This is a genomic window from Paenibacillus sp. FSL L8-0436 (genome assembly GCF_038593025.1).
Classification (GTDB): domain Bacteria; phylum Bacillota; class Bacilli; order Paenibacillales; family Paenibacillaceae; genus Paenibacillus_AQ.
In genome coordinates, this window is record NZ_CP151955.1 from 6,133,274 (window position 1) to 6,155,753 (window position 22,480).

General features: G+C 54.5%; 19 protein-coding genes and 1 riboswitch. Of the genes, 3 read left to right on the forward strand and 16 right to left on the reverse strand.

Annotated features, from left to right (window positions below):
• Positions 1–91 precede the first annotated feature (91 nt).
• A complete protein-coding gene (locus NSS79_RS28340; RefSeq protein ID WP_342437067.1) occupies positions 92–856 on the forward strand; it encodes an AAA family ATPase in 765 nt (254 codons plus the stop codon).
• Between the two features lie 264 nt (positions 857–1,120).
• Here the strand turns inward: NSS79_RS28340 and NSS79_RS28345 are convergent, their stop codons facing one another.
• The 11 genes from NSS79_RS28345 to NSS79_RS28395 all read right to left on the reverse strand — a co-directional run bounded on the left by NSS79_RS28345 (position 1,121) and on the right by NSS79_RS28395 (position 10,655).
• On the reverse strand, positions 1,121–1,294 hold the full coding sequence (locus NSS79_RS28345) for an aspartyl-phosphate phosphatase Spo0E family protein (RefSeq protein ID WP_076110797.1): 174 nt from the start codon (positions 1,292–1,294) through the stop codon (positions 1,121–1,123).
• 135 nt (positions 1,295–1,429) lie between these two features.
• Complete coding sequence (locus NSS79_RS28350; protein ID WP_342437068.1) at positions 1,430–2,863, reverse strand: hypothetical protein; 1,434 nt, start codon at positions 2,861–2,863, stop codon at positions 1,430–1,432.
• Between the two features lie 9 nt (positions 2,864–2,872).
• Positions 2,873–4,771 (reverse strand): LTA synthase family protein, encoded by a 1,899-nt coding sequence (locus NSS79_RS28355; RefSeq protein ID WP_342437069.1) that lies wholly within the window; start codon positions 4,769–4,771, stop codon positions 2,873–2,875.
• A gap of 163 nt (positions 4,772–4,934) precedes the next feature.
• On the reverse strand, positions 4,935–6,113 hold the full coding sequence (locus NSS79_RS28360) for a hypothetical protein (RefSeq protein WP_342437070.1): 1,179 nt from the start codon (positions 6,111–6,113) through the stop codon (positions 4,935–4,937).
• The gene (locus NSS79_RS28365; protein WP_342437071.1) at positions 6,113–6,694 is read right to left on the reverse strand and encodes an RNA polymerase sigma factor; all 582 of its coding nucleotides are present in this window, start codon (positions 6,692–6,694) and stop codon (positions 6,113–6,115) included. Before NSS79_RS28365 ends, NSS79_RS28360 begins: the two co-directional genes overlap by 1 nt.
• Positions 6,695–6,838: 144 nt before the next feature.
• On the reverse strand, positions 6,839–8,176 hold the full coding sequence (locus NSS79_RS28370) for a 5'-deoxyadenosine deaminase (protein WP_342437072.1): 1,338 nt from the start codon (positions 8,174–8,176) through the stop codon (positions 6,839–6,841).
• 64 nt (positions 8,177–8,240) lie between these two features.
• Positions 8,241–8,339: riboswitch (purine riboswitch) on the reverse strand.
• Positions 8,340–8,507: 168 nt separating this feature from the next.
• Positions 8,508–9,047 carry a GNAT family N-acetyltransferase gene (locus NSS79_RS28375; protein WP_342437073.1) on the reverse strand — a complete coding sequence of 180 codons (540 nt, stop codon included), beginning with the start codon at positions 9,045–9,047 and terminating at the stop codon, positions 8,508–8,510.
• A 206-nt stretch (positions 9,048–9,253) separates the two neighbouring features.
• Positions 9,254–9,694 (reverse strand): hypothetical protein, encoded by a 441-nt coding sequence (locus NSS79_RS28380; RefSeq protein WP_342437074.1) that lies wholly within the window; start codon positions 9,692–9,694, stop codon positions 9,254–9,256.
• 4 nt (positions 9,695–9,698) lie between these two features.
• Positions 9,699–10,001 (reverse strand): hypothetical protein, encoded by a 303-nt coding sequence (locus NSS79_RS28385; protein ID WP_076110804.1) that lies wholly within the window; start codon positions 9,999–10,001, stop codon positions 9,699–9,701.
• A complete protein-coding gene (locus NSS79_RS28390) occupies positions 9,998–10,342 on the reverse strand; it encodes a restriction endonuclease subunit S (protein WP_341096009.1) in 345 nt (114 codons plus the stop codon). Before NSS79_RS28390 ends, NSS79_RS28385 begins: the two co-directional genes overlap by 4 nt.
• A gap of 25 nt (positions 10,343–10,367) precedes the next feature.
• Positions 10,368–10,655, reverse strand: coding sequence for a hypothetical protein (locus tag NSS79_RS28395; RefSeq protein WP_038596026.1), 288 nt, complete (start codon positions 10,653–10,655; stop codon positions 10,368–10,370).
• 216 nt (positions 10,656–10,871) lie between these two features.
• On the opposite strand from NSS79_RS28395, the gene NSS79_RS28400 reads away from it, so the two are divergent.
• A complete protein-coding gene (locus NSS79_RS28400) occupies positions 10,872–11,402 on the forward strand; it encodes a GNAT family N-acetyltransferase (RefSeq protein WP_342437075.1) in 531 nt (176 codons plus the stop codon).
• Positions 11,403–11,449: 47 nt separating this feature from the next.
• Here NSS79_RS28400 and NSS79_RS28405 read toward each other — a convergent pair whose 3' ends face one another.
• From NSS79_RS28405 to NSS79_RS28425, 5 genes are all read right to left on the reverse strand, one after another.
• The gene (locus tag NSS79_RS28405; RefSeq protein ID WP_342437076.1) at positions 11,450–12,181 is read right to left on the reverse strand and encodes a sugar phosphate nucleotidyltransferase; all 732 of its coding nucleotides are present in this window, start codon (positions 12,179–12,181) and stop codon (positions 11,450–11,452) included.
• 47 nt (positions 12,182–12,228) lie between these two features.
• A complete protein-coding gene (locus NSS79_RS28410) occupies positions 12,229–12,966 on the reverse strand; it encodes a glycosyltransferase family 2 protein (protein WP_342437077.1) in 738 nt (245 codons plus the stop codon).
• On the reverse strand, positions 12,963–13,985 hold the full coding sequence (locus NSS79_RS28415) for a glycosyltransferase (protein WP_342437078.1): 1,023 nt from the start codon (positions 13,983–13,985) through the stop codon (positions 12,963–12,965). The genes NSS79_RS28410 and NSS79_RS28415 overlap by 4 nt, the downstream gene beginning before the upstream one ends.
• Positions 13,985–14,833, reverse strand: a complete 849-nt coding sequence (locus NSS79_RS28420) for a glycosyltransferase family 2 protein (protein WP_342437079.1) — start codon at positions 14,831–14,833, stop codon at positions 13,985–13,987. The genes NSS79_RS28415 and NSS79_RS28420 overlap by 1 nt, the downstream gene beginning before the upstream one ends.
• A 312-nt stretch (positions 14,834–15,145) precedes the next feature.
• The gene (locus NSS79_RS28425) at positions 15,146–21,130 is read right to left on the reverse strand and encodes a WIAG-tail domain (protein ID WP_342437080.1); all 5,985 of its coding nucleotides are present in this window, start codon (positions 21,128–21,130) and stop codon (positions 15,146–15,148) included.
• A gap of 240 nt (positions 21,131–21,370) precedes the next feature.
• On the opposite strand from NSS79_RS28425, the gene NSS79_RS28430 reads away from it, so the two are divergent.
• Entirely contained in the window at positions 21,371–22,465 is a 1,095-nt protein-coding gene (locus tag NSS79_RS28430; RefSeq protein ID WP_342437081.1) for a YheC/YheD family protein, read from the forward strand.
• The last annotated feature ends 15 nt before the right edge of the window (positions 22,466–22,480 follow it).

The following is a 22,480-nucleotide window of genomic DNA, read 5'->3' on the forward strand; positions in this document are numbered from 1 at the left end:
GAACCTTTGCAGAATTTATCCACTCAGGCTACACTGAAGACAAGCCAATTGAGCGTGCAAGATATCATTCGTAAGTAGGGAGAGTGGGAGAATGAATGCAATGAATAATGCCATGCTCTACGTCCGCCATGCGGAGCTGCTTCGCGATAAGGTTCCTTCCTTCCGGACTTATCCGTTTCATTTGCCGGCGGTGCGCGACCTCCATCGTCTGGAGTTTCAGAAGCAGGTTACTTTTCTGGTAGGGGAGAACGGAACGGGAAAATCAACCTTGCTGGAGGGAATTGCGGCGGCATGGGGCTTTAATCCGGAAGGCGGGACACTCAACTTCTCATTTAACACCCGGTCTTCACATTCACATCTGTATGAATTCTTTCGTATTGCCAAAGGGGTACGGCGTCCAAAGGACGGGTTCTTCCTGCGTGCGGAGAGTTATTACAATGTGGCGACTTATATTGACGAATTGGATGAAGAGCCTAAGGCAGGCAACTTCATCAAGGATTCCTACGGGGGCAAGTCATTGCATGAGCAGTCGCATGGCGAATCCTTTTTTTCCACCTTTGTTCACCGTTTTGGCGGCCAAGGGCTCTACATTCTCGACGAGCCGGAAGCTGCCCTGTCCCCGCTGCGGCAGATGTCGCTGCTGGTGCGGATGCATGAGCTGGTGCAGCAGCATTCGCAGTTCATTATCGCGACACATTCACCTATCCTGATGTCTTATCCGGGCGCAGATATCTATCTCCTGGGAGAGGAAGGCATCCGGCAGGCCGCATTGGAGGATACGGAACATTACACTGTGACCAAGGCGTTCCTGAACGACCGACAAGGCATGCTGCGCGAGCTGCTGAGCGACGGCTAACTGGCGTTATCTGGCTTATCACAGTGCCAAGAGTATCCCCAAGCAGACTAAGCGGAAAAAAATACCACAATAGTGAATACGCTCGCTATTTAAAGCTTGGATCATGACACATATTGTGGCACACGCCCTCTCATTTTGCCAAGTGACAACGCTTGCGTGATTTCAAGTGCACTTCTCCTCTCATAATTTCCTGTACATAAAAAAAGACACCCTAACGGCTGCCGTTAAAGTGTCTTCATCTATAAAATTGCTTCCTATTATACTCTAGTAGAGCTGATCGTCCTTGTCCGTGAGGCAATCGGTATACTCGTTCAGTAGAGCATCCAGCTTTACGGATTGGCGAAGCACTCTTAAATCATTCATTCCATACTCAATGGCCATTCTATTCAATTCCTGTCTTGCCTGTTCAATTCTATCCTTGTGTTCATCATTTCCCATAGCGGCCCCCTTATTGGATGAGGCTGTTTCAAGCCGATTTCTTGTTATTTACTAAAGTTCCAAACACATTGTATTCCATAATCAGTTAAGGGTCAATTCCTCTGCAGAAGGCCAAGTTGGGTAAGTTTTCAGCGCCTAACGTTTTTGGCCTGTAAAGTGTTTTCCTGCGCCTACGAGCTTATGTACTACCCAGCCCAGCATAGCTACGGCCATCATATCAAAGCACACATTGAACAGGAATAAATGCTTGCCGATATCCGCACGTCCGTCGCCCAGGATCGGTACCAGAAAGGAGAACAACCCGATCAGGCCCAACAGCATCATCAGCTCACCGGCTATCCGTCCGCGTAATTCGCGGGTACGGAAATATTCGAACAGCACTCCGCCGTAATACACCAGATAGAACAAAACGAGGAAACTGAGGGTATGCGGAATGTGGTTGTTTTTAAACTGACTCCAAGCACTGTAAGTATAGGCGAGTGCACCTGCCGGCTTATTCTCGCTCTTCTCATAGCTCCCTAAATAATAAGGGCGGATAGACATGCTGTTCTCAGCAGCGTATTTCATATTGTCTATCAAGCGGGAAGGATGTTTTAAATAGAAGAACAACACGTCCTTATGGGACATCCGGTCATAGAAATCCGGCGTCAGTGAAGGATCATCCTGCTTGATGGCTGTATCTCCCTGAAAATAATTCGTACCCGCCAGCACCTCCAGCCGCTCCGGCAGCCCCAGATCGCGCAAATCCCCCCGCACATCCGGCGACTCATTCAGAATCCCGAAAAATACCGTTTGATAGAGATTGATATGTTTCAGTTCCTTGGGTGCCCCCACATACATAATGACTGACACAAGAAATACCGCTACCGCAAACCACCGGGCCAGCTTTTTCCAGTTGCCTGATCCCTTGAGTGCGGCCATCCGCAGGAAGATCAGCGCAAATGTTATGCCCACCGGCGCGTTCTGGATTTTGGAGCAGATCAGGAACAGCACGGCAATAAAGAACACTGTCAGCCCTTTGGGGGTAGGCTGTTCCTGCCCGGCAAGTCTCAGACCCAGCGCAAATGTAAGCAGCATAAACACCATCGACACGGGTTCGCCGAACAGCGAATTGAAATAAGCCAAATATCCGATGTCATAAAAAACAAACAGCATTCCCGCACCCAGCACCAGTCCCGTAATGTAGGAACGGCCTGTGCCCAGCTTAACAATCAGCCAGGTGGCTGCCAGCAGCAGGAGGGCATAAACGGCACCCAGCAGGCGAATATCGAAATAGCTGCCGTGGAAAAGGCCGGAAATGAGCCTTGGCACCAGCACCAGCAAAATTTGCGACGAAGGATAAAACCCCCGGAACAGATTATTATAAGAAAATCTGGAATGGCTGAAGCTGAAAAAGCGGTCAGCATAACCTTCCACAGCCTCATAGTAATTCAAGCCGATCGTATTCATCATACGCAGAAAGTCGCCATTGTCGGCAACTCCGACGAACGGCTTCAGGAACAGCAGATAAATAATCAGCCCGCTCCCGGCAAGAGCCGCCAGTACCTCTGCCTTCAATAGTCTTTTCATAGTATCCCCCTAGCGCTGCGGAAGCAGCTTCACATATTCATCAGACAGGCCCATCAGCTTCAGAATATAGTCATAGTCTTGTTTGTATGAACTGAAATCCTTCACAGGCTCCAGCGTATCCAGCGAAACGGCTTCACCGTCTTCGAAGCCTTTACCCGGCACGAACATAATTTCATCATTAAAAAAGGAACCCGTGGGGAGATAGTAACGCATGCCCACTACATTATGGTCAACATTAAGCAGATCCTGCCCGAACGCCGTATAACTTTCTTCTTTCAGCGGAATCCCCAGCAAATTGGCCAGAGTCGGAACGAAATCCATTTGGCCGCCGGTCCGGTCCACGACCCGCCCCTGCTCCATGCCCGGAACATGAATAATAAGCGGGATGTTGAATCGGCTGACCCGCGAATCATATTTCATTCCCAGCGCAGTTTCCACCTGCTCCGGCGGCACATCCTTAGGCTGCAGTCCAAAGTGATCGCCGTACAGCATCAACACGGTGTTCTCCCACAGCCCGTTTTGCTTCAGTCCTTCAATCAGCGTCCCGATGGCATAGTCAGTGTAATTGATTGCCGTTAAATAATCGCCCAGCATGGTATCCTGCAAATCCTCCGGCAGCGTTATTCTTTTGGCAGCATCAGGGATCTTGAACGGGTGGTGGCTGGAGGCGGTTACCAGCTGAGCATAAAAGGGTGTCCCTTTCTGCTGCAGCTTCGCCAGCTCATCAACCGCTGTAATATACAGCTGCACATCGGAAGCGCCGAAAGCATTGAAATGATCATTGGTATAATGGCCCTTATCATAATAGCCGTTAAAGCCCAGCGCCGGATACAGCTGATTGCGGTTCCAGAACCCCACCTTGTTCACATGAAAGGTGTAAGCTTCGTAGCCTTTATCCCGCAAAAGACGGGGCAGACTCGGCAGCTCCCGGTCTCCAAAGCCCGTTGACATCGCAAGCGTGCCTATCGGATAGATCGAGGTATTACTCATAAATTCAGCGTCCGAGGTATTGCCCGGACCAATCTGCTGATAGACATGCGGAAAATAAAAGCCCTCTCCCGCTAAGCGGTTCAGCACCGGCGTTAATTCCTGACCGTCCAGCGACTGATGCAGCGGAAAATTCTGAAAGGCTTCCATCTGGATGACAATTACATTTTTGCCCTTTTGCGAGCCGAACCAATCCGGCACCGTCCCCGGGGCCTTATCACTGTATGGATAAGACGATTGAAGTTCCGTTACTTTGGTTATGGTATCCTTGATATCTCCGGTTCCAATCAGGCCATTATCCTCCTGGGCTTTGATCGCAGCCACCACTTCGTAATTCAGAAATCCGGCGCTCTCCGCCTGAACCAGCTCATTGGTAATTCCCTTTGCCGCATGTACGGAGTAGACCGACAGCGAAGCGCCGCCTATAATGGCGACAAGAATGACGATCAGTTGGGCTCTCCGCCCACGGGGAGACCGCCAGCTCCGCACCGGATAAGCTGTACCTCTCCGCCATCTGCGAATCAACGCGTACAGAATCATGATCACAATATCGGCAAAAAACAGGTAATCAATGTACTCGATGGTCGATTCCACGCTCTCTTTTACCGCAAAAACCTGATTCAGCTCATAGAAAGCCAAATAGGTTGGAACCGACCCGAAATGGTTAAAATAGACACTGGATGCAAACAGCAGCAGCGACAATATTCCGTTAAAGCTCCAGTAGACCGCCGTCTTCATCCGTCCCGGTACAATCAGCGCCATAACCCCCATAATTAGCAGAACCGGAGCAATATCCGCCGCAATCCATTCCCAGGAGATCCGGTCGAAAAACAGTATTCTCAGCAGCAGCAGCTTCAGCCAGATCAGTCCGGCCACAATAAAGAAATGGGCATGCACCAGCCCAATTTTGTTCTCGCTCATTAGTTCTCCTTATTCATCCGTAATCTCTTTTGTAAATTCTGCTCTTATTTTCAGTAAAATATCAGATTTCTCTAGTATAGCAAACTTGTTATGTATATCAAAGAGGGATGCGGCCTCATGCAGGCACACATCCCTCTTCATAATATATTGAATTCCACCCTTATTAAGGATTCATCTCACGCTTCACCTTAAAGCTGTACATGACCCCTTCAAGATTATAGGAGGCCTCGATTGCCGGTGCCGTTCCCCCGCTCTCAAAGGTAACAGTTCCTGGCCTCGGCTGATTCTTGACCAGCGTGTAGTCCTCCAGCCGAATACCGAATATTCCATCTGCAACAGCTGCCGCCGCGCTCTGCAGCTTGGCATTCTCCATGTCCAGCAGCTTCTGGTCCTGTTCGGTACGCTGCTCAGGACTAGCCGGATCGGCTGGGGCCAGCGACAGATCGGAAATCTCCAGGACCGCATGCGTAACATAATTCATCGTTACAAACCAAGATGAGAATACATCCGGTCCATAAAACAAAGTGATTTCCCCATCCCTTCCCTCTACCGTGTTGCGGGCTGCTTTATTCAGCTTAACCGTGCCACTTCTTAAATTGCTCATCGCATTCAGCGCGGTCTGCTTCAAGTCTTCCCCTACCTCCTCCTGACCCACGTCAAAGTAAGCCCGGTCATATTTCCCGTTCACATAACCAATCTGCGCCGCTCCCGAGAACAGGTTCTCGCTCACCTGTGCAGCCTGATTGGGGATACGCCCGTAATCCACAATCCGTGTCGACCTATCCGCTTTGAACTCTCCTTTATATCCAAGCTCCCGCAGTTTCTCCTTGGCCTTGCCCAGCATATCGTCATCAATTTCTTCAGGACCGAATATAGCGCTCATACTGTACATCATCACTTTCCCCGTCTCCGTGCTGACCCAGACATATGCAAAATTTTCGCCGTTTCTAAAAACAACCCGGACCTGATCCGCTCCCGCCTGAGGTTCTATGCTTTGAAAGGGCAGCTTCTTGCCGAGCTGCTCCTGCATCGTCTTCTCTGCCGTCTTGATCATCCCGGCCTCCGTAACGTCAGCGGTTTCTTCATGCTGATAGGAAGGACCGGCGGTGTTTCCTTCGCCAAAAGGTCCGGTTCCCAGGTAAAACACCCCTGCTCCCACAAGCAGCAGGATGCCGGCAGCGGCGGCTATGCCCGCACGGAATTTAACTCCTTTCCGTTCCTGCTGCGGCTCGCCTTCCTTCACCCGGCGCATAACCTTACCGGCATGCACCTCCGTAAATTTCGCCTCTTCGAGTGGCCCTTTTCTAGCCCGTTCATACCACTCAGGCTCCCGTTCCCGCATCACTCTAACCCCCTTATACTTTCCTGGACTTTACGCCGCGCACGGTGCAGTCTGGATTTGACGGTTCCCGGAGATAACCGGGTCAGCTCGGCAATTTCTTTTACCGACAGTTCCGCTCTTAAATCGAGCACCAGCACTTCACGGAATTTATCCGGCAGCTTCATAATAATGCTCCAAATGTCGTCGATATGGCGGTTGCCGAGATACTCCATCTCCGCCGAACGGGTAATACCGGTCTGTTCCAGCACGAACCCTTCATTGCCGGAGCCGGAAGGACTCAGGGTTTGAACTCCGCCCCACAGGCCTGATCGGAAGAAACGTGATTTGCGGTAGGAAAACACCGTATTGCGCGCAATCGTGAACAGCCAAGCCTTCAGCGAGGAAGTTCCCCGGTAGGTCCCGATCCGGTAATAGCATTTGACGAATACCTCCTGGGCCAGATCATCCGCCTGTTCGGAATTGCCGGTGAGATAATAGATATAATGCCAAATATCCTCGCCATACAGGCTCATGATTCGCCTCAGCTGTTCTTCATCCATTGTTTCTGCAGCTTTAAGATTATCGAGTTCCAATACATTCACCTCACTACATATGACCTCACTGCCAGCTAACGGGTTCCCGTTCGGCCAAATTTCTTTAGGGATGCAGCAAAAAAAACGGAAGGCCGCAGCCTCCCGCCAAAGGATAGGGTTGATCAACGTTTTCCGATTCAAACGGTCAATGCTTCAGCCCAGCGGAGAGTGCGCCAGCAGTCTTTGAATAGAACGGTTGGCCTCATGCAGCACAACCTCCTTATCTACCGTCTTCAACAGGCCATGATCCATCACGATTTCACCGTCGATGATTGTCGTCTCCACATCTGCCCGGGTGGCGGAATAGACAATACGGGAAATCGGATCTACATCAAAGGAGGGGAAGGTATGAAAGTTGTAGAGGTTGAGAATCGCCAGATCGGCTTTTTTGCCTACCTCGATGCTGCCGATCTTGTCTTCCATGCCTACCGCCTTGGCCCCGCCGATGGTCGCCATCCGGAAGACACTTCTTGCATCCATCGTGGTCGGCCCATGCTGCGGTTTCTGGATGATTGCGGCGAGCCGCATCTCATTGAACATATCCAGGTTATTGTTGCAGGGCGCACCGTCCGCACCTAGACTGAGATGGATGTGGGTCTCCAGCATCCCCGGTGTATCGGCGATCCCGGAAGCCAGCTTCAGATTGGAGCCCGGACAGTGGCTGACATGCACCCCGCAGTCCCGCAAAATCTTTTTCTCCTCGTCATCCAGCCACACACAATGCGCGAGAATCAAGCGATCATTCGCCAGCCCCAAATGATCGAGGTAGACGACATTGCGCATGCCGGTCATCGCCTGGACAATCTCGATCTCCCCCAGATTCTCCGAAGCATGGGTATGCACCTTAACTCCATAGCGGGCCGACAGATCCCGCACTTCCTTCAGCAGCGGCTCCGTGCAGGAGATGACAAACCGCGGCGAGAAGGCGTACTGGATCCGGCCCCCGCCATAGCCATGCCATTTCTCCAGCAAGTCCACGCTCTCCTGAAGAGAGGCAGCCGTCTCCTCCTGCAGGGCTGCAGGAACCTCGTCATTCTTCTGATCCATCATCACCTTGCCGGACAGGGCGCGTATGCCGCTCTTGGCTATGGCCTGGAAAGCATAGTCCGTATGGTTCACCGTCTCCATATCCACAATGGTCGTTGTGCCGCTGGAAATCAGCTCCCCTATACCCAGCATGGCGGAGTAATAGAGTGATTCCTCATCATGCGCCGCTTCCAGCGGCCAGATCCGCTTGCGCAGCCAATCCATCAGCTCCAGATCATCGGCTTTGCCGCGGAAGAGCGTCTGGCATAAATGAATATGCGTCTGTACAAAACCGGGAATGACCGTACGGTTCTTCGCGTCAATGACCCGTTCACCGTCCTGCGGCTGCAGCCCGCTGCCGATTTCCACAATCAGGCTGTCCTTAATGCGGATATCCCCGTAAAGAATCTCCTCCTGCTTGTTCATCGTAATAATCTCCGCATGTTTGATCAGTATGTTCGCCATGGTCCGATTCCCCCTTGTCAGATAATAGTTAGCTGCTGCAGATAACACAAAAAGGCCACAAAAATATGCCGCAGCATATTTTCGTAGCCAGAAATTTACGGTTCCCGGTAGAGACCCTTAAACCAATTATTAAGGATATACGAAAGAAAAGACTATTCAATTACTTTCTGAATAATCCCATCATAAAGTAAGGATAAGTTTGTTGTCAACTAAAGTTACATATAAATGCGGAAATTCTTAAAAAATGATGAAAAGATCCTTAAAAAGTCAGTGAAACCCTCTTAAACGTTAACTAACATTACATAAAATACGTTTTTACAGGAAATATTCCTTAAGCTTGTCCGTCCAGTTTCGCTTCGCCTTCCAGCACCTTCTCGAATACCGGGAAATTCGCTGTGCGGCCGGGGAACGAGACTTCACCCCTGCGCTCATAGCCAAGTCTGGGATATAAGCTAAGCGCTATGGTATTCTTCATATATGTATCCAGCCGGATGCTGCTGTATCCGCAGTTCACAGCATGCTCCTCGGCAAAAGCGGTCAGCTTCCGTGCAATGCCCTTGCCCTGCACCTCCGGATGAACAGCCAGGCGATGCATGATTAAATGCCGTCCCTGCTCCTGCGACCAGCGAATCTCCCCGTACTGCTCCGCCTGATTCTCATCCAATACAATAATACCCGCAATGGCTTCATTGTCGATATAGACATACAGTGTGCCGCGCTCGATATCAAGACCGATAACTTCCCGGTTAGGGTAGCTCTCATCCCATTGGTCGCTTCCGCCGGCCTGCATAACCTGTACACATTTGGCAATCAGCTCCATAATCTCCCCGACTTCTTCTCTCAGCGCCTTCCGAATCTTATTACCGCTCATGTGTACCCTCCACTTTCTATCGACTTTTGAATCCGGCAAGGATTCTGTAAAGAAGTCTACCATAACCGGAAGCACAATCAATAGACCAGAGCTTTCCAACTGCTCCAGAGCGGGCGGATCAAAGGGAAGCGGCCTATAGAGGAGTAGCGGCGGTTTAACCTTCACCAGCCCTCTAATTGGCCCCTTACCCTTTGGCCTTGGATGTCTCAGCCCAGCTCCAGCTTATGCCCGTCCTCGAAGCCCTTGGCGAAACCGGCGTCGAACCCCACGTTGTATGCTTCGGTGTAGCCCTGCTGAAAGGCGTCTCCCGGCGGCGTTTCCGTAGGGACGCCAAGATCCGGGGGGAGCTGCACTACCTGAGGCGCCGGAGGAGCTTCAACCACTGGGACCACCTGCACAGGTACCATATGCACTGGCGGCTGCACTACCGGCTGAACTATCGGCTGCACAGAAGGATGCACTACCTGGATTTTCTGCACAATCCGGCGGCGTTGTCTTCTCTTCTTGCGCACCAACAGACCTTTTGGGGCTCTGCCATAACGAACTCTGCGGCTGCGGCCTCTGCCGATCCTGGCCTTCCGGGATAGCAACAATGTTCGTCTGCGGGTTCCCCTGCCTGAACGCTTGATAGCTTTCTTCCTCTTCATTCTTCTACTCCTCCTGTACTCCATGCACTCTTGAGGTTCCTCCTGCACATGTCTTGCTCAGCCATGGTGCAGCAGGAATTCCCCGTTTGGGCTGATGCAGCGAAATGCCGGACATCATCCGGCACATGGCGCTTTGGTACTGGCTTAGGATTCTGATATTGTCACTTAGCTTGCGGGCTGTCAGCTCCGATTGCCCCGTTATTTCGGCGATGCTCTCCAAGATCGCGGCGAGTGCGGCCTGGCTGCGGGCAATGGAGCGGATCATCTCCAGCTTGACGGCGTGTTCGGAGAGAAGCCCGCCGCTCATTTGTCGTCGTCCCCGAAATTAAAGCCTTCACCGGACATGCCGCCAAAGCCTTCGCCGCCGCCTTCTTCCTCACCGCTGCCCAACACTGCCTTTAAATTGCTGTACAGCCCATTCTCCAATTTCGTCAGCCCTTCCACCATTTCCACGATCACTTCATGAATGGAGAGGGATTGCTTCAACTGCTCTTCATGGGTATCGAACGCTCTAGCGTGGATATGATGCTGCGTCCACTGCTTCACCTTTTCCGCTTCCACCGCTTTGGCTTCAAGAATCATCGCGATGTTCCACTGGATAGTAGCGGTCGACTCCAGCATTTGCAGATAAGCCTTTTCTCTGCTCATCTTCCGCCTCCTGCTCTTTTAATCGCTACTCTTCTTCCTGACCGTTTAATTCCTTGATGACTCTGCCTACCCCTTCAGCCATCGCTTCTTCCAGATCGGCTATCGCGTTCAAGTACGCAATAATATTCTTGTTAACCTGACCGTGGCTTTCTACCAGCCCGCTGAATCCGCCAAAATCAGGCTCCGCATCCGGCAGATCATGGACTATTTGCGACATACGGACGGCAACGTGGCGTTCGGCGTCAAGAATCCGCGCCATCTGTTCGTGCGTATGGGCCATGTGCTGCAGCACTTTTGTTATTTTATTCTGCACCTTCATGTCTCCTTTGCTCAAACGCCCTGCTACAGCATATGCGGCAAGCGCCTTGACGGTGCGGAGAACCGGTGTAACTTTGAGGAGGCCTGAAGACTTTTGCTAAGAATAGGCGGAGATTGACAGCTGCGGAAAGTCAGATTATTCTGAGGATGAAATTGAATTTTTTACCATACACAGATTAGAATCAGTTCCTGACCGGATTGGAGGTAATGTATGAAACTGGCAGGCAACCGTCTGGATTTGCAGCCTTTAACCGCAGCGGAGCTCTCGCTCGCCACAGAGAATTATGCTGGGCTAAAGCAGGCTCTTGGCCTGAACGCTGCCGGTGCCTCCTTGGACGAGGAAATGCAGTATGCTATGCGGATCAGGCATTCCAGAGTGCAGCAGGATGAGGAAAATTACCTCTGGCTGACCAACTGGGCCATTATTCAGCGCAAGCACCAGCAGATTATCGGGTATATCATCCTGAAAGGCTGTCCGAATGAACAAGGTGAGGTCATTATAGGCTACTGCATTGACGAATGGCATTGGGGAAAAGGCTATGCTACAGAGGCAGTGCGGACTATCAGCGAATGGATCTTCAGCGATCCCAGGGCGCAATGGATTATTGCTGATACGGAAAAGGATAATTGGGCTTCTCATAAAGTCCTGGAACTTCTGGGCGCGCATATGTACCGTGACACGGGCGATTTGTTCTGGTGGAGAATTGCGCGGCCGGCTAATCCTGTATCTTCCATTTCATAATCTGCAGCCAAACCTTCATTTCTTGTATAATGAAAAACACGCCGCCCTTAAGGCAGCGTGTCTTTCAGCTTCTCACCCGCTTCACGCAGTGACTGGAATGTTCCCGCATCACTCCACCATTCCTTAAGCACATCATAGCTGAGCATGCGGTGGGCAGCGTAAATGTTGTTCACATCGGTAATTTCCAGCTCCCCCCTTTGGGAAGGGGACACGCGGCGGATAATATCGAACACGGCCTCATCGTACATATAAATGCCGGTTACACAATAGTTGGTCTTCGGGATCTCCGGCTTCTCTTCGATGTACGCAATCAATGCTGAATCCTCGCCGTCAAATACCGGAACGCCGTATCTACGCGCATCCTCCACCGGCTTCAGCAGTACTTTCGCCGTGCCTTCGGGCTGCTGAAGATAGCTCTGCACGTAAGGCGTCAGATCATCCATAAAAAGATTGTCACCCAGCAGCACGATAAACCTTTCACCCGGAAGAATAAACCCCTCCGCCAGCTCCAGCGCTTCCGCGATACCTCCTGCGGCTTCCTGAATTTTGTAAGTCAGAGATACGCCAAATTCCGCACCGCTGCCCAAAAAATCGGTATACTGCCCCGCAGACTGCTTGCTGATGACCAGGAGAATATCGGTTATACCCCCCCGGCGCAACCGGTCTATACCGTAACACACCATAGGATATTTGCCGACCGGAAGCAAATGTTTGTTCATAAGCCGGGTCAGCGGATAGAGTCTTGTTCCTTTTCCGCCCGCCAATATGACTCCTTTCACTTACTTTCCTCCTCTTTATCTGTGTCTTTAGTCTTCGGGTCAACATTTCAGAAGAACTGTGCCGGATCCATATGCCATTTATCTATAAAAATCCTGCGGTTTCGCTCCACAAGCTCCTTAAGTGCAGAGGAGTATACCTCCTTGAAGCTCGCGCTTCCTTCATGATGCACCAGGCAATCCCCGGCAATCAGCAGCCGGTAGCCACACAGCCGGGCGCGGAGGCAGTAATCATCATCCTCATAATGTCCAGGTGAATACCGTTCATCCAGCAGTCCAACAGTGTCCATCAGCTCTCGTTTGAACAAAAAGCATAAGCCCACCAACCGTCTCGTCTCTATCCATTTCGAGGGATCTTGGAGGTTGGCCTGCCGGGCCTCCGCATGAAAACCCGGTATATCACTGTATGCAGTCTTGACCTGCTGCTGGCCGCTGGCATAGTTGGTCACGGGACCGGCAATACCAACATCCGGTGCGCTGTATAGTGCTGCCTTAAGGTTCCGTAGCCAGCCCTGCGAGACGACAACATCATTATTCAGCAGCAGCAGCTCATCTCCTGAAGCGAGTTGCATCCCCATATTGCAGGCTACGGGAAATCCGCAGTTCTCAGGCAGGGAGATAAAGGTTAGATTATTGGTCCGGCAGTACATGTCGGTACCATCCTTCGAAGCGTTGTCGATCACAATGATTTCATACGGCGTTTCGGTATAGGCCCGGATGGCTTCCACACAGGTCCGCAGCAGTTCAAGTCCGTTATATGTCGGAATAATGATACTGGTCATTGTCATAACCGGTTCCTCCAGGCAGCCATTTGCCGGCGCTGCTCCTGCAGGCGTTCGCCGGAGAGCACTCCGCTCGCTTCCCTGTGCGCAATAACCGCCTGCAGCGCTTCCGCATGATCGCCAATAATCAGCTGTTCCACCGCGTTGCCGGCTCCCGTATTCCCTTTGCGCAGCCGGTTATGCTTGATGACATTAACCGTTCCGGCCTTCTCCACCCGCAGCCGATTCAGAATGGAGAGGGCTTGCGCTTTCGGGGGAACCATCAGTTCACGGTAACCGATGGTTTCCAATGCACGGCGGGACAAGGCATGGGGAACAGCGGTCATAGAGCTCACCCCGAGATCACTCCGGCCTAGAACCCCGTTTAAATACAGCTTGCAGCGGGTGACATCATCACTTGCGCCAAATGGCGGCAGCAGGCCATCCAGATCATTAAGCGCAACATCAATTCCGCTGTCTACAGCTGCCGCAAAAAGGGCCAGCTGCCGGGCCGGAATGCTCATGTCTCCATCCAGAAAGAGCAGAATATTCCCCCGGCTGAGCTTGGCGCCAAGCGCACGCCCCACATCATGACCGGCCGATTCGGGGCAATGTACGACCGTTGCCCGTGTGCACATTCTGGATTGCTGAAAGCTGTTGTCGCTGCAGCCGTTCAGCACCACGATGATCTCCGCTGGCTCCAGAAGCTCCACCTGCTCCAGGAGACCGGGCAAGGTACGCGCCTCATCTCTTGCCGAGATGATGACGGACAGCAAGCCGCGCAATTTCGGAAGCATCCGCTGCGCTTTCCCGGCAGCAGATGCTTCTGCCGCCGTGCGCCGGACAGCAGAGCCCCGGGCTGCGGATAATCCCGCTCCCGTAAGCCGTCCAAAGGAGCTGCCAGCCCCGGATGAACCTGCTCCTCTTTTATTAGATGCTGACTCTCTGATGCCCGGAATACCTGCTCCGCTCCGGCGGGGAGAAGTGCCGGCGGAAAACGTTCTTCTCCGTTTCGAACGTAATACGGTCTTATAGCCAGTAGCCATTACCTCACCATCTCCCTTCGCCGGGTGCCGTCGCTGAATCCCGCCCTCTCCCCCTTGAGTTCGAGCAGCATAGACACAGCATCGAGGTGATCCCTGAGAATAATCTCCTGCAAGGGGTCCCTTCCGCCGCGCTTGCGGCGGACAGCATTCAGTTTGCCAACAGGCACTTTATGCACTTCCCTTACACTCAAGCCTTCCAGCAATGCGCGGGCATAAGCCAGCGGCGGCCTTGACAATAGACCGCTCCCCAGCACATTAAGCGCCTTGCGGCTGAGCGCATGGGGAACCGCCGTCAGTGAATACCCCTTCAGGTCGGAACGTCCGAGCATAATGTTCAGTGCATACTTGGAGAGCACCACAGGATGCGGAACCCTGCTGCGGATCGGCCCGGAATAATCATTAAGCGCTACATCCGTCCCGCTGCGGATCGCACTTACGAATGGACGCAGCTGCGCGGCGGGAATGACAAGATCCCCATCTGTAAACAGCAGGACCTCCCCTTTGGCCGCATCCGCTCCGACACTTCGGCCAACATCGTGTCCAAGCGGCTGCTCGAAAGAGATGACATGGGCACCCATAGATTTCGCTATTTTCGCCGTTTTATCGGCAGAGCCATTAACAATCACAATAACCTCACAGCGCGGATGAACACCCCTGGCTCCGGCAATCACACTGGCAATCGTCCTGGCCTCATTCATAGCCGGAATAATAACAGACACGTAAGGCTCGGGATGATTCTGTGCAGGACGTACAGCTACGGGCCGCACTGGCCGGGAGTTCCGCCGCGCTGGTCGAGCTGCCCGCCGCCCCGTGCGGCGGGCAGCTGTTCGTTTATGCTTCAAGCTCATCCACCTTCCTTGCAGGGCATACTGCGGGGCTTAGGGTTACATCACAGTCTATGTAATCCGCTTCTCCGGGTAACGGCGGGTGTCTCCCTTCACACACAAATTTGGACAGATGTCATCCATCCCGCATTCAACCGACTTTTTCGGGCGATAAACACAAGTGGAAACGGCTTCGCCGTCCTTAAAAGGACAGTATCCGTTTCAGCGAGAAATAGAAGGATAATTTATAGCATGAAGCATATAAATTATCCTTCTATTTGAACAAGAGCGCAGCCGGCGGCTGCGCTCTTAGCCGCTTTTTCAGCGGCTCTGTATTTAATCGAATACCCGGTTCTCTGGCGGCTTTGCCGGAGGCGAGCCAAGTGCAATCCAGGATAACACTCCATAGAAATGCTGGGTTTCACGCAGGCGGTTCACCAGGATTACAGCCTCTCCGCCGGCTCTCGTTTTAAGCGAGGCGTGAAAGAACGGCTGGTTCGTCATGGCCACAAGCACATAGCCGGTATGGCCAAAGCTTTCGTCGAAGGAGACAGTGACCTCCACACTCTCTGCATCGCCGTTGAACATGAACGCCGTCATTCCGAACTGCTGCAGCACCTCCCGGTTTCCGGCGCTCTGCACCGGACTGAAGGAGAGATGCTCCGCCCCCACCGCGCCGCGGGCCAGATGGTCACCGGATACCGCGCCGGGAGCAATATGGTAGCCCTGCACACTTTCTTCCTCCAGATGGCGGGATTGAACGGCGAAGGAAGCAATTTTGGTTGCATCCACCGCTTCATCCTGGAGTCCGTCAGTTCCAACCGCACTCTCTGCGAGCTGCTCGGCACCAACACTGCCGGAAGCCAGTTTCGCTCCGGTAATGCTGCCGTCAGGGAGGAGGTCTGCGCTGCGGACCTCTGGGGCCAGATGCTCCAGCTTGATGGTCTCGGGAAGCAGGTGACGCTCCTCCAATACTCCGTCTGCGAGATGTTCACCGTACACGCTCTCCTGCTGGAGATGCTGTGAACCTACCGCTCCAGCCGCCAGCTTCGCGGAGCTGACGCTGCCGTCCGGCAGCAGCTCTGCGCTGCGGACCTCTGGGGCGAGATGCTCCAGCTTGATGATCTCAGGAAGCAGGTGGCGTTCCTCCACTACTCCGTGTGCAAGATGTTCACCATACACGCTCTCCTGCTGGAGATGCTGCGAACCTACCGTTCCGGCTGCCAGCTTCGCGGAGCTGACGCTGCCGTCCGGCAGCAGATCGGAGGTCAGGGTCTCCTTCGCAAGATGCTTCAGCGTAATGCTTCCGGGCTGGATGTGCCGGCCGTCCACGGCTTCGACCGCAAGATGTCCGCCGTATACACTGCCCGGAGCCAGCTGGAAGGAGCCGACGGAGCCTTGCGCCAGCTTTTTCCCGCCGATGCTGCCGTCAGGGAGCAGGTCTGCGCTGCGGACCTCTGCGGACAGATGCGCGAGCTTGATAATCTCGGAATTCAAGTGGCGTTCCTCCACCACTCCGTCCGCGAGATGTCCTCCGTTCACACTCTCCTGCTGGAGATGCGGCGAACCTACTGCTCCGGCTGCCAGCTTCGCGGAGCCGATGCTTCCGTCAGGGAGCAGTTCTGCGCTGCGGACCTCTGCGGCCAGATGCTCCAGCTTGATAATCCCGGGATTCAAGTGGCGTTCCTCCACTGCTCCGTCCGTGAGATGTCCTCCGTTCACACTCTCCTGCTGGAGATGCTGTGAACCTACCGTTCCGGCTGCGAGCTTCGCGGAGCCGATGCTGCCGTCAGGGAGCAGGTCTGCGCTACGGACCTCTGCCGACAGATGCGCGAGCTTGATAATCTCGGGATTCAAGTGGCGTTCCTCCACCACTCCGTCCGCGAGATGTTCTCCGTTCACACTCTCCTGCTGGAGATGCGGTGTGCCTATCGCTCCGGCTGCCAGCTTTGCGGAGCCGATGCTGCCGTCAGGGAGCAGATCGGAGGTCAAGGACTCCTCCGCCAGATGCTTCAGTTTGATGCTGCCGGGGCGAATGTGCCGGCCGTCCACGGCTTCGCTTGCAAGATGCCCGCCGTATACACTGCCCGGTGCCAGCTGGAAGGAGCCGATGGAGCCCTGCGCCAGCTTCTTCCCGCCAACGCTGCCGTCCGGCAGCAGATCTGCGCTGCGGACCTCTGCGGACAGATGATCAAGCTTGATGATCCCGGAATTCAAGTGGCGTTCCTCCACTATTCCTTTCGCGAGATGTTCTCCGTGCACGCTCTCCTGCTGGAGCTGCTGCGAACCTACCGCTCCTGCCGCCAGCTTCGCGGAGCCGATGCTGCCATCCTGCAGCAGATCGGAGGTCAGGGTGTCCTCCGCCAGATGCTTCAGCTTGATGCTGCCAGAGCGGATATGGCAGCTGTCCACGGCTTCCATGGCAAGATGCCCGCCATATACGCTGTCTGAAGCCAGCTGGAAGGAACCGATGGAACCTTGCGCCAGCTTTTTCCCGCTGATGCTGCCGTCCGGCAGCAGATCTGCACTGCGGACCTCTGCGGCCAGATGCTCAAGCTTGATGATCTCGGGATTCAGGTGGCGCTGCTCCACGACTCCGTCCACGAGATGTTCTCCGTGCACGCCCTTCTCCTGGAGATGCTGCGGACCTACAACTCCTGCCGCCAGCTTTTCTCCACCGATGCTGCCGTCCGGCAGCAGATCTGCACTACGGACCTCTGCGGCCAGATGCCCAAGCTTGATGATCTCGGGATTCAAGTGGCGATCCTCCACGACTCTGTCCGCGAGATGTCTGCCATGAACACTCTCCTGCTGGAGATGCTGCGAACCCACCGCTCCCTTTGCCAGCTTCGCGGAGCTGATGCTGCCGCTCGGCAGCAGGTCGGAGGTCAGAGTCTCCTCCGCAAGATGCTTCAGCTTAATGCTGGCGGGGCGGATGTGCCGGCTGTCCACGGCATCAATCGCAAAATGTTCTCCATGTACGCTGCCCGGAGCCAGCTGGAAGGAACCGATGGAGTCTTCCGCCAGCTTCTCCCCGCCAATGCTGCCGTCCGGCAGCAGCTCTGCGCTGCGGACCTCTGCGGACAGATGCTCCAGCTTGATGATCTCGGGGTTTAAGTGGCGCTGTTCCACTATTCCGTCGGCAAGATGTTCTCCATATACGCTATCCGGAGCCAACTGGAAGGAGCCGATCGAGCCTTCCGCCAGCTTTTCTCTGCCGATGCTGCCATCAGGAAGCAGCTCTGCGCTGCGGACCTCTGCGGCCAGATGCTCCAGCTTGATAATCTCAGGATTCAGATGGCGCTCTTCCACCACTCCGTCCGCAAGATGTTCTCCAAATACACTCTCCTGCTGGAGATGCTTCGAACCTACCGCTCCGCCTTCCAGCTTCGCGGAACTGATGCTGCCGTCCGGCAGCAGCTCGGAGGTCAGGGTCTCCTCTGCAAGATGCTTCAGCTTGATGCTGTGAGGGCGGATGTGGCGGCTGTCCACGGCTTCGACCGCAAGATGTCCGCTATATACGCTGCTCGAAGCCAACTGGAAGGAGCCGATCGAGCCTTCCGCCAGCTTTTTCCCGCCGATGCTGCCGTCAGGGAGCAGATCAGCGCTGCGGACCTCTGCCGTCAGATGCTCCAGCTTGATGATCCCGGGATTCAAGTGGCGCTCCTCCACCGCTCCGTCCGCGAGATGTTCTCCGTTCACACTTTCCGCCTGGAGATTCTCCGAACCTACCGCTCCGGCCGCCAGCTTCGCGGTGCTGACACTGCCGTCCGGCAGCAGATCAGCGGTCAGGGTCTCCTCCGCCAGATGCTTCAGCTTGATGCTGTGAGGGCGGATGTGGCGGCTGTCCACGGCTTCGACCGCAAGATGTCCGCCATATACACTGCTCGGAGCCAGTTGGAACGAACCGATCGAGCCTTCCGCCAGCTTTTCCCCGCCGATGCTGCCATCCGGGAGCAGCTCTGCGCTGCGGACCTCTCCGGCCAGGTGATCCAGGGTGATTTCTCCCTGCTTGATATGACGGCCTTCCAGTGAATCCTCCGCCACATGACTGGTGCCGATACTGCCTGGAGAAAGATGGAGGGAAGATACGGCACCTTCGGCCAGCTTGGAACTGCTAATGCTGCCATCCTGGATTTGGATCGATGAGATGGAGCTAGGAATAATGTGCCCGTTGCCAATAGACATCGGACGAATATGTGCGCCGCCGACACTTCCCGGGGCAAGATGTCTGCCTTGGACAGCCGTGTCGCTGATCGACGCGGGGCTAACCGACCCTGGTGTCAAATGCTCCGCAGCCACCGATAAGGCTGCCAGCTTGGCGGAAGTAACACTGCCATCAGCCAGCTTGGTGGAGGTGACCGCCAGATCACTGAGCTTATCCGTTGAGACACTCTCCGGCGATAGCTTCAATGAAGTAACCGCATGATCGGCCAGATGATGCGGCTGCACGGCACCTGCGGCGAGATGTACTTCCTTCACCGCGCCGGAGGCAAGCTTGTCGCCCGAGACCGAGCCGGACTGCAGAGCCGAATTCGTCACGCTGTTCTCACCAAGATGTCTGCGTTCTATGGCGCCTGGCGCCAGATGTTCAGAATCCACTACGGCATTCTGCAGTACACGGGCGCTGACACTGGCATCGGCAAGATTTTTTTCCTCCACCGTACAGAAGGCGATATGTTCACCACTCACAGCTTCACGGGCAATTGCGTTTCCGGTGACCGCACCTGCAGCCAGCTTGCCGGCATGAATGCCCCCGTCCGCCAGCTTGGCGGCGGTAATGCTCTTCGCGCGCAGATGCTCTCCGGCCACAGCTTCGCTTGCCAGCTGTTCTCCGGTAACCGCACCGGATGCGAGATGAGCCGTCAGCACCGACTGGCTCTGCAGCTGCTCCGATCCGACCGATTCCTTGGCCAAGTGGGACTGATCTACAACTTCACGCTGCAGGTGGAGCGAGGTCACAGCCTGCATGGCAAGCTGCGGTCCGCGTACTGCGGATTTGGCGATATGCCGTGTAGTGACCGCTTCATCCGCCAGTTTATTCGGCAGGATGCTCTGATCGGCGATTTTGGAGGAGGTGACCGCCTGCTCCACGAGCTGTACCGTCCCTACCGCACCTTCCGCCAGCTTCACAAAAGAAATGCTGCGGTCCGCCAAATGGCGGGCAGTGATTTCTCCGTCGCCGATATGGGTGCCATTTACGCTTTCCGGACTTAGATGCTGGCTGCGTACAGCCTTCTCTCCCAGCTGCCGCGTGCCTACTGCGGCATCCGCAAGATGTCCGCTGTCAATGCTGCCGGACTGGAGCTGCTCCTTGCCGATAAGACGGCCGGCAAGCTGCTCAGGCCCGATGGCTCCCGGCGCCAGATGTTTCGCCGTGATGACGCCTTCGCTCAGATGGCGGCCCTCAATCACGGCATCGCCCAGTTTGGCTCCGCTGATTTCGCCGTCGGCGATTTTATCGCCGGACACCGCCTCGTCAGCCAGTTTGGAACGGTCGATACTTCCGTTCGCCAAATGTCGGCTGACAATGGTGCTGCTTAGAATTTTTTCGCCGGTTATGGCTCCATCTTCCAGCAAGTCGGCAGTAATCAGCAGCTCGCTCAAATGACGGCTGGCAATGGACCGGTCGGCAATTTGTTCTCCCCCGATGATCCGGTCAGCCAGCTTCTCCGGGCCGATGCTTCCGTTCTTCAGCTTCTCGCCGCTGATCGAATGATCCAGCAGCTTGCCGCCGTTTACACTTCCTTCCGCCAAATGCTCGCCAGTTATCGATTCAGGGGCAATCTTCGAGGACGTTATCGCCTTGTCCGCGATATTGATGCTCTGCACCGCATAATCCTGCAGCCAGGGAGTACCGATAATCCCGAATTTCAGCTTAGAGCCGTCAATGGTGCGCGGAGCAATCTTCTGGCCGGTAACGGCCGCATCGCACAGATCATCGGTATATACGGGCTGCAGGCGCTCTTTTTCCAGAACAGGCAGAACGGGCTCGGGCGCGTGGACAACCACCTCCTCAATCTGGAGTGTTTCTTCTGCTGCCGGCACCTCCAGCAATTCTTTATCCGGGGCGGCAGGTACGGCAGGTGCTGCAGGTACGGCAGGTTGTGCCGGCGGCTCTGCAATAACTTCTACCGTGCCCACACCACTAACCTGCAGGGCCCGGTCTGGCGGATCCACCGCCTCGCTGACGGGTGCTTCAAATCCCCCTAGCACCCTTGGACTGCTTCCCAGCATACTCAGTTCTTTTTTATTGGGATTATCCACGTAGTAGAGTCGCTTCTTGGAACTGTGTTGTTGATTCCTTTTGGAGCTCTTCACAAGCAGTCTCCTCCTTCCATCTGTTGTTTCTTCTAGGCATCATATGCAGTCCAGTGGGCGGATGACACCATTTGCAGCAAGGCTCCCTGTAATCAATCTGCAAGTAAATCGGCTTCGTCTATCTTTTGAAAAAGGGCTTCTGCCGCCGCGCATTCGTCCACCCTGAAGGCCACGTACAAACATACAATGAGAACATAAGGGCTACAGCCGTAACTACAGAAGATAACGGGAGGAACGAACATGGGGCAAAAGCTCGTGGGAATACTGCTAAATGCCGCTATGCACCGGGGCGTTCCCCGGCTAAAAACGGGACAGGAGTCGCTGGAGAGCTATGAGGAGGCGGCTGCCGCATACGGATTGACCCCCTGCTTTTTGAAGCTGTCCGACATTGATACGGAATCCGGATACAGCATCGCTTATATCAAGGGAGTCCAGGGATATCGCAGAGCCGTAATCCCCACACCGGGTGTAATCCATAACCGGGCAATTTACAGCCAGGACAGCAGCGGAATCGAGCGGCTGCTCCGGCAGGGCCTTTTGATATACAACACATGCAACCGTTACGGGAAAGAACAGATTCACGGGCTGCTGGAACAAAACGAAGGCCTGCAGAGCTATCTGCCGGTTACAACAGCGGGGCTCCCGGGTCTTAAGGAGATGATGGACCTCTACCCCGACCTCATCCTCAAACCGTGCCGCGGCAGTATCGGCAAAGGGGTCATGCGTCTTACTCACTACAGCGGACGGAGCTGGACCTGGAGTTATCTGCCTTCACGTTCTAGCCGATGGGTAAGCACCTTCGTGGATCAGGATGTTTTACCAAGGATGCTTCGGGCGCGTCTCGCCGCTGAATCCTATCTGGTGCAGGAACGTATCCCGCTGGCTGAAATCGGCGGACGCCCCTTCGATCTCCGGGTCACGGTACAACGCGGCTGGGGAGGAACTTGGCAGGTGACCGGCATGTTTGCGAAGCTGGCCGCTCCTGGCGGGTTTGTATCCAATATCGCACGGGGAGGCGAAGCGCTCAACGCCTCATATGTGCTGGATCAGGCCTTTCCGGGGGAAGCTGCAGCATACCTTCGAATGACAGTGCAGACTCTCAGCCTCGCCATCGCACGCGAGCTGGAGCACAGTCTTCCCGGGCTTGCCGACATCGGGCTGGATATCGGCATCACCCGGAACAGACGGATTTACTTCATTGAATGCAATGGCCGTGACCAGCGTTATGGCTTCCTCAAGGCAGGACTCAGAGGAACCTGGAAAGAAAGCTACCGCAGGCCAATGGCTTACGCCCGGTTCCTGCTCGAAGACGCCTCCCGGTATAACTCTTATTGATTTGTCTCCTATTCT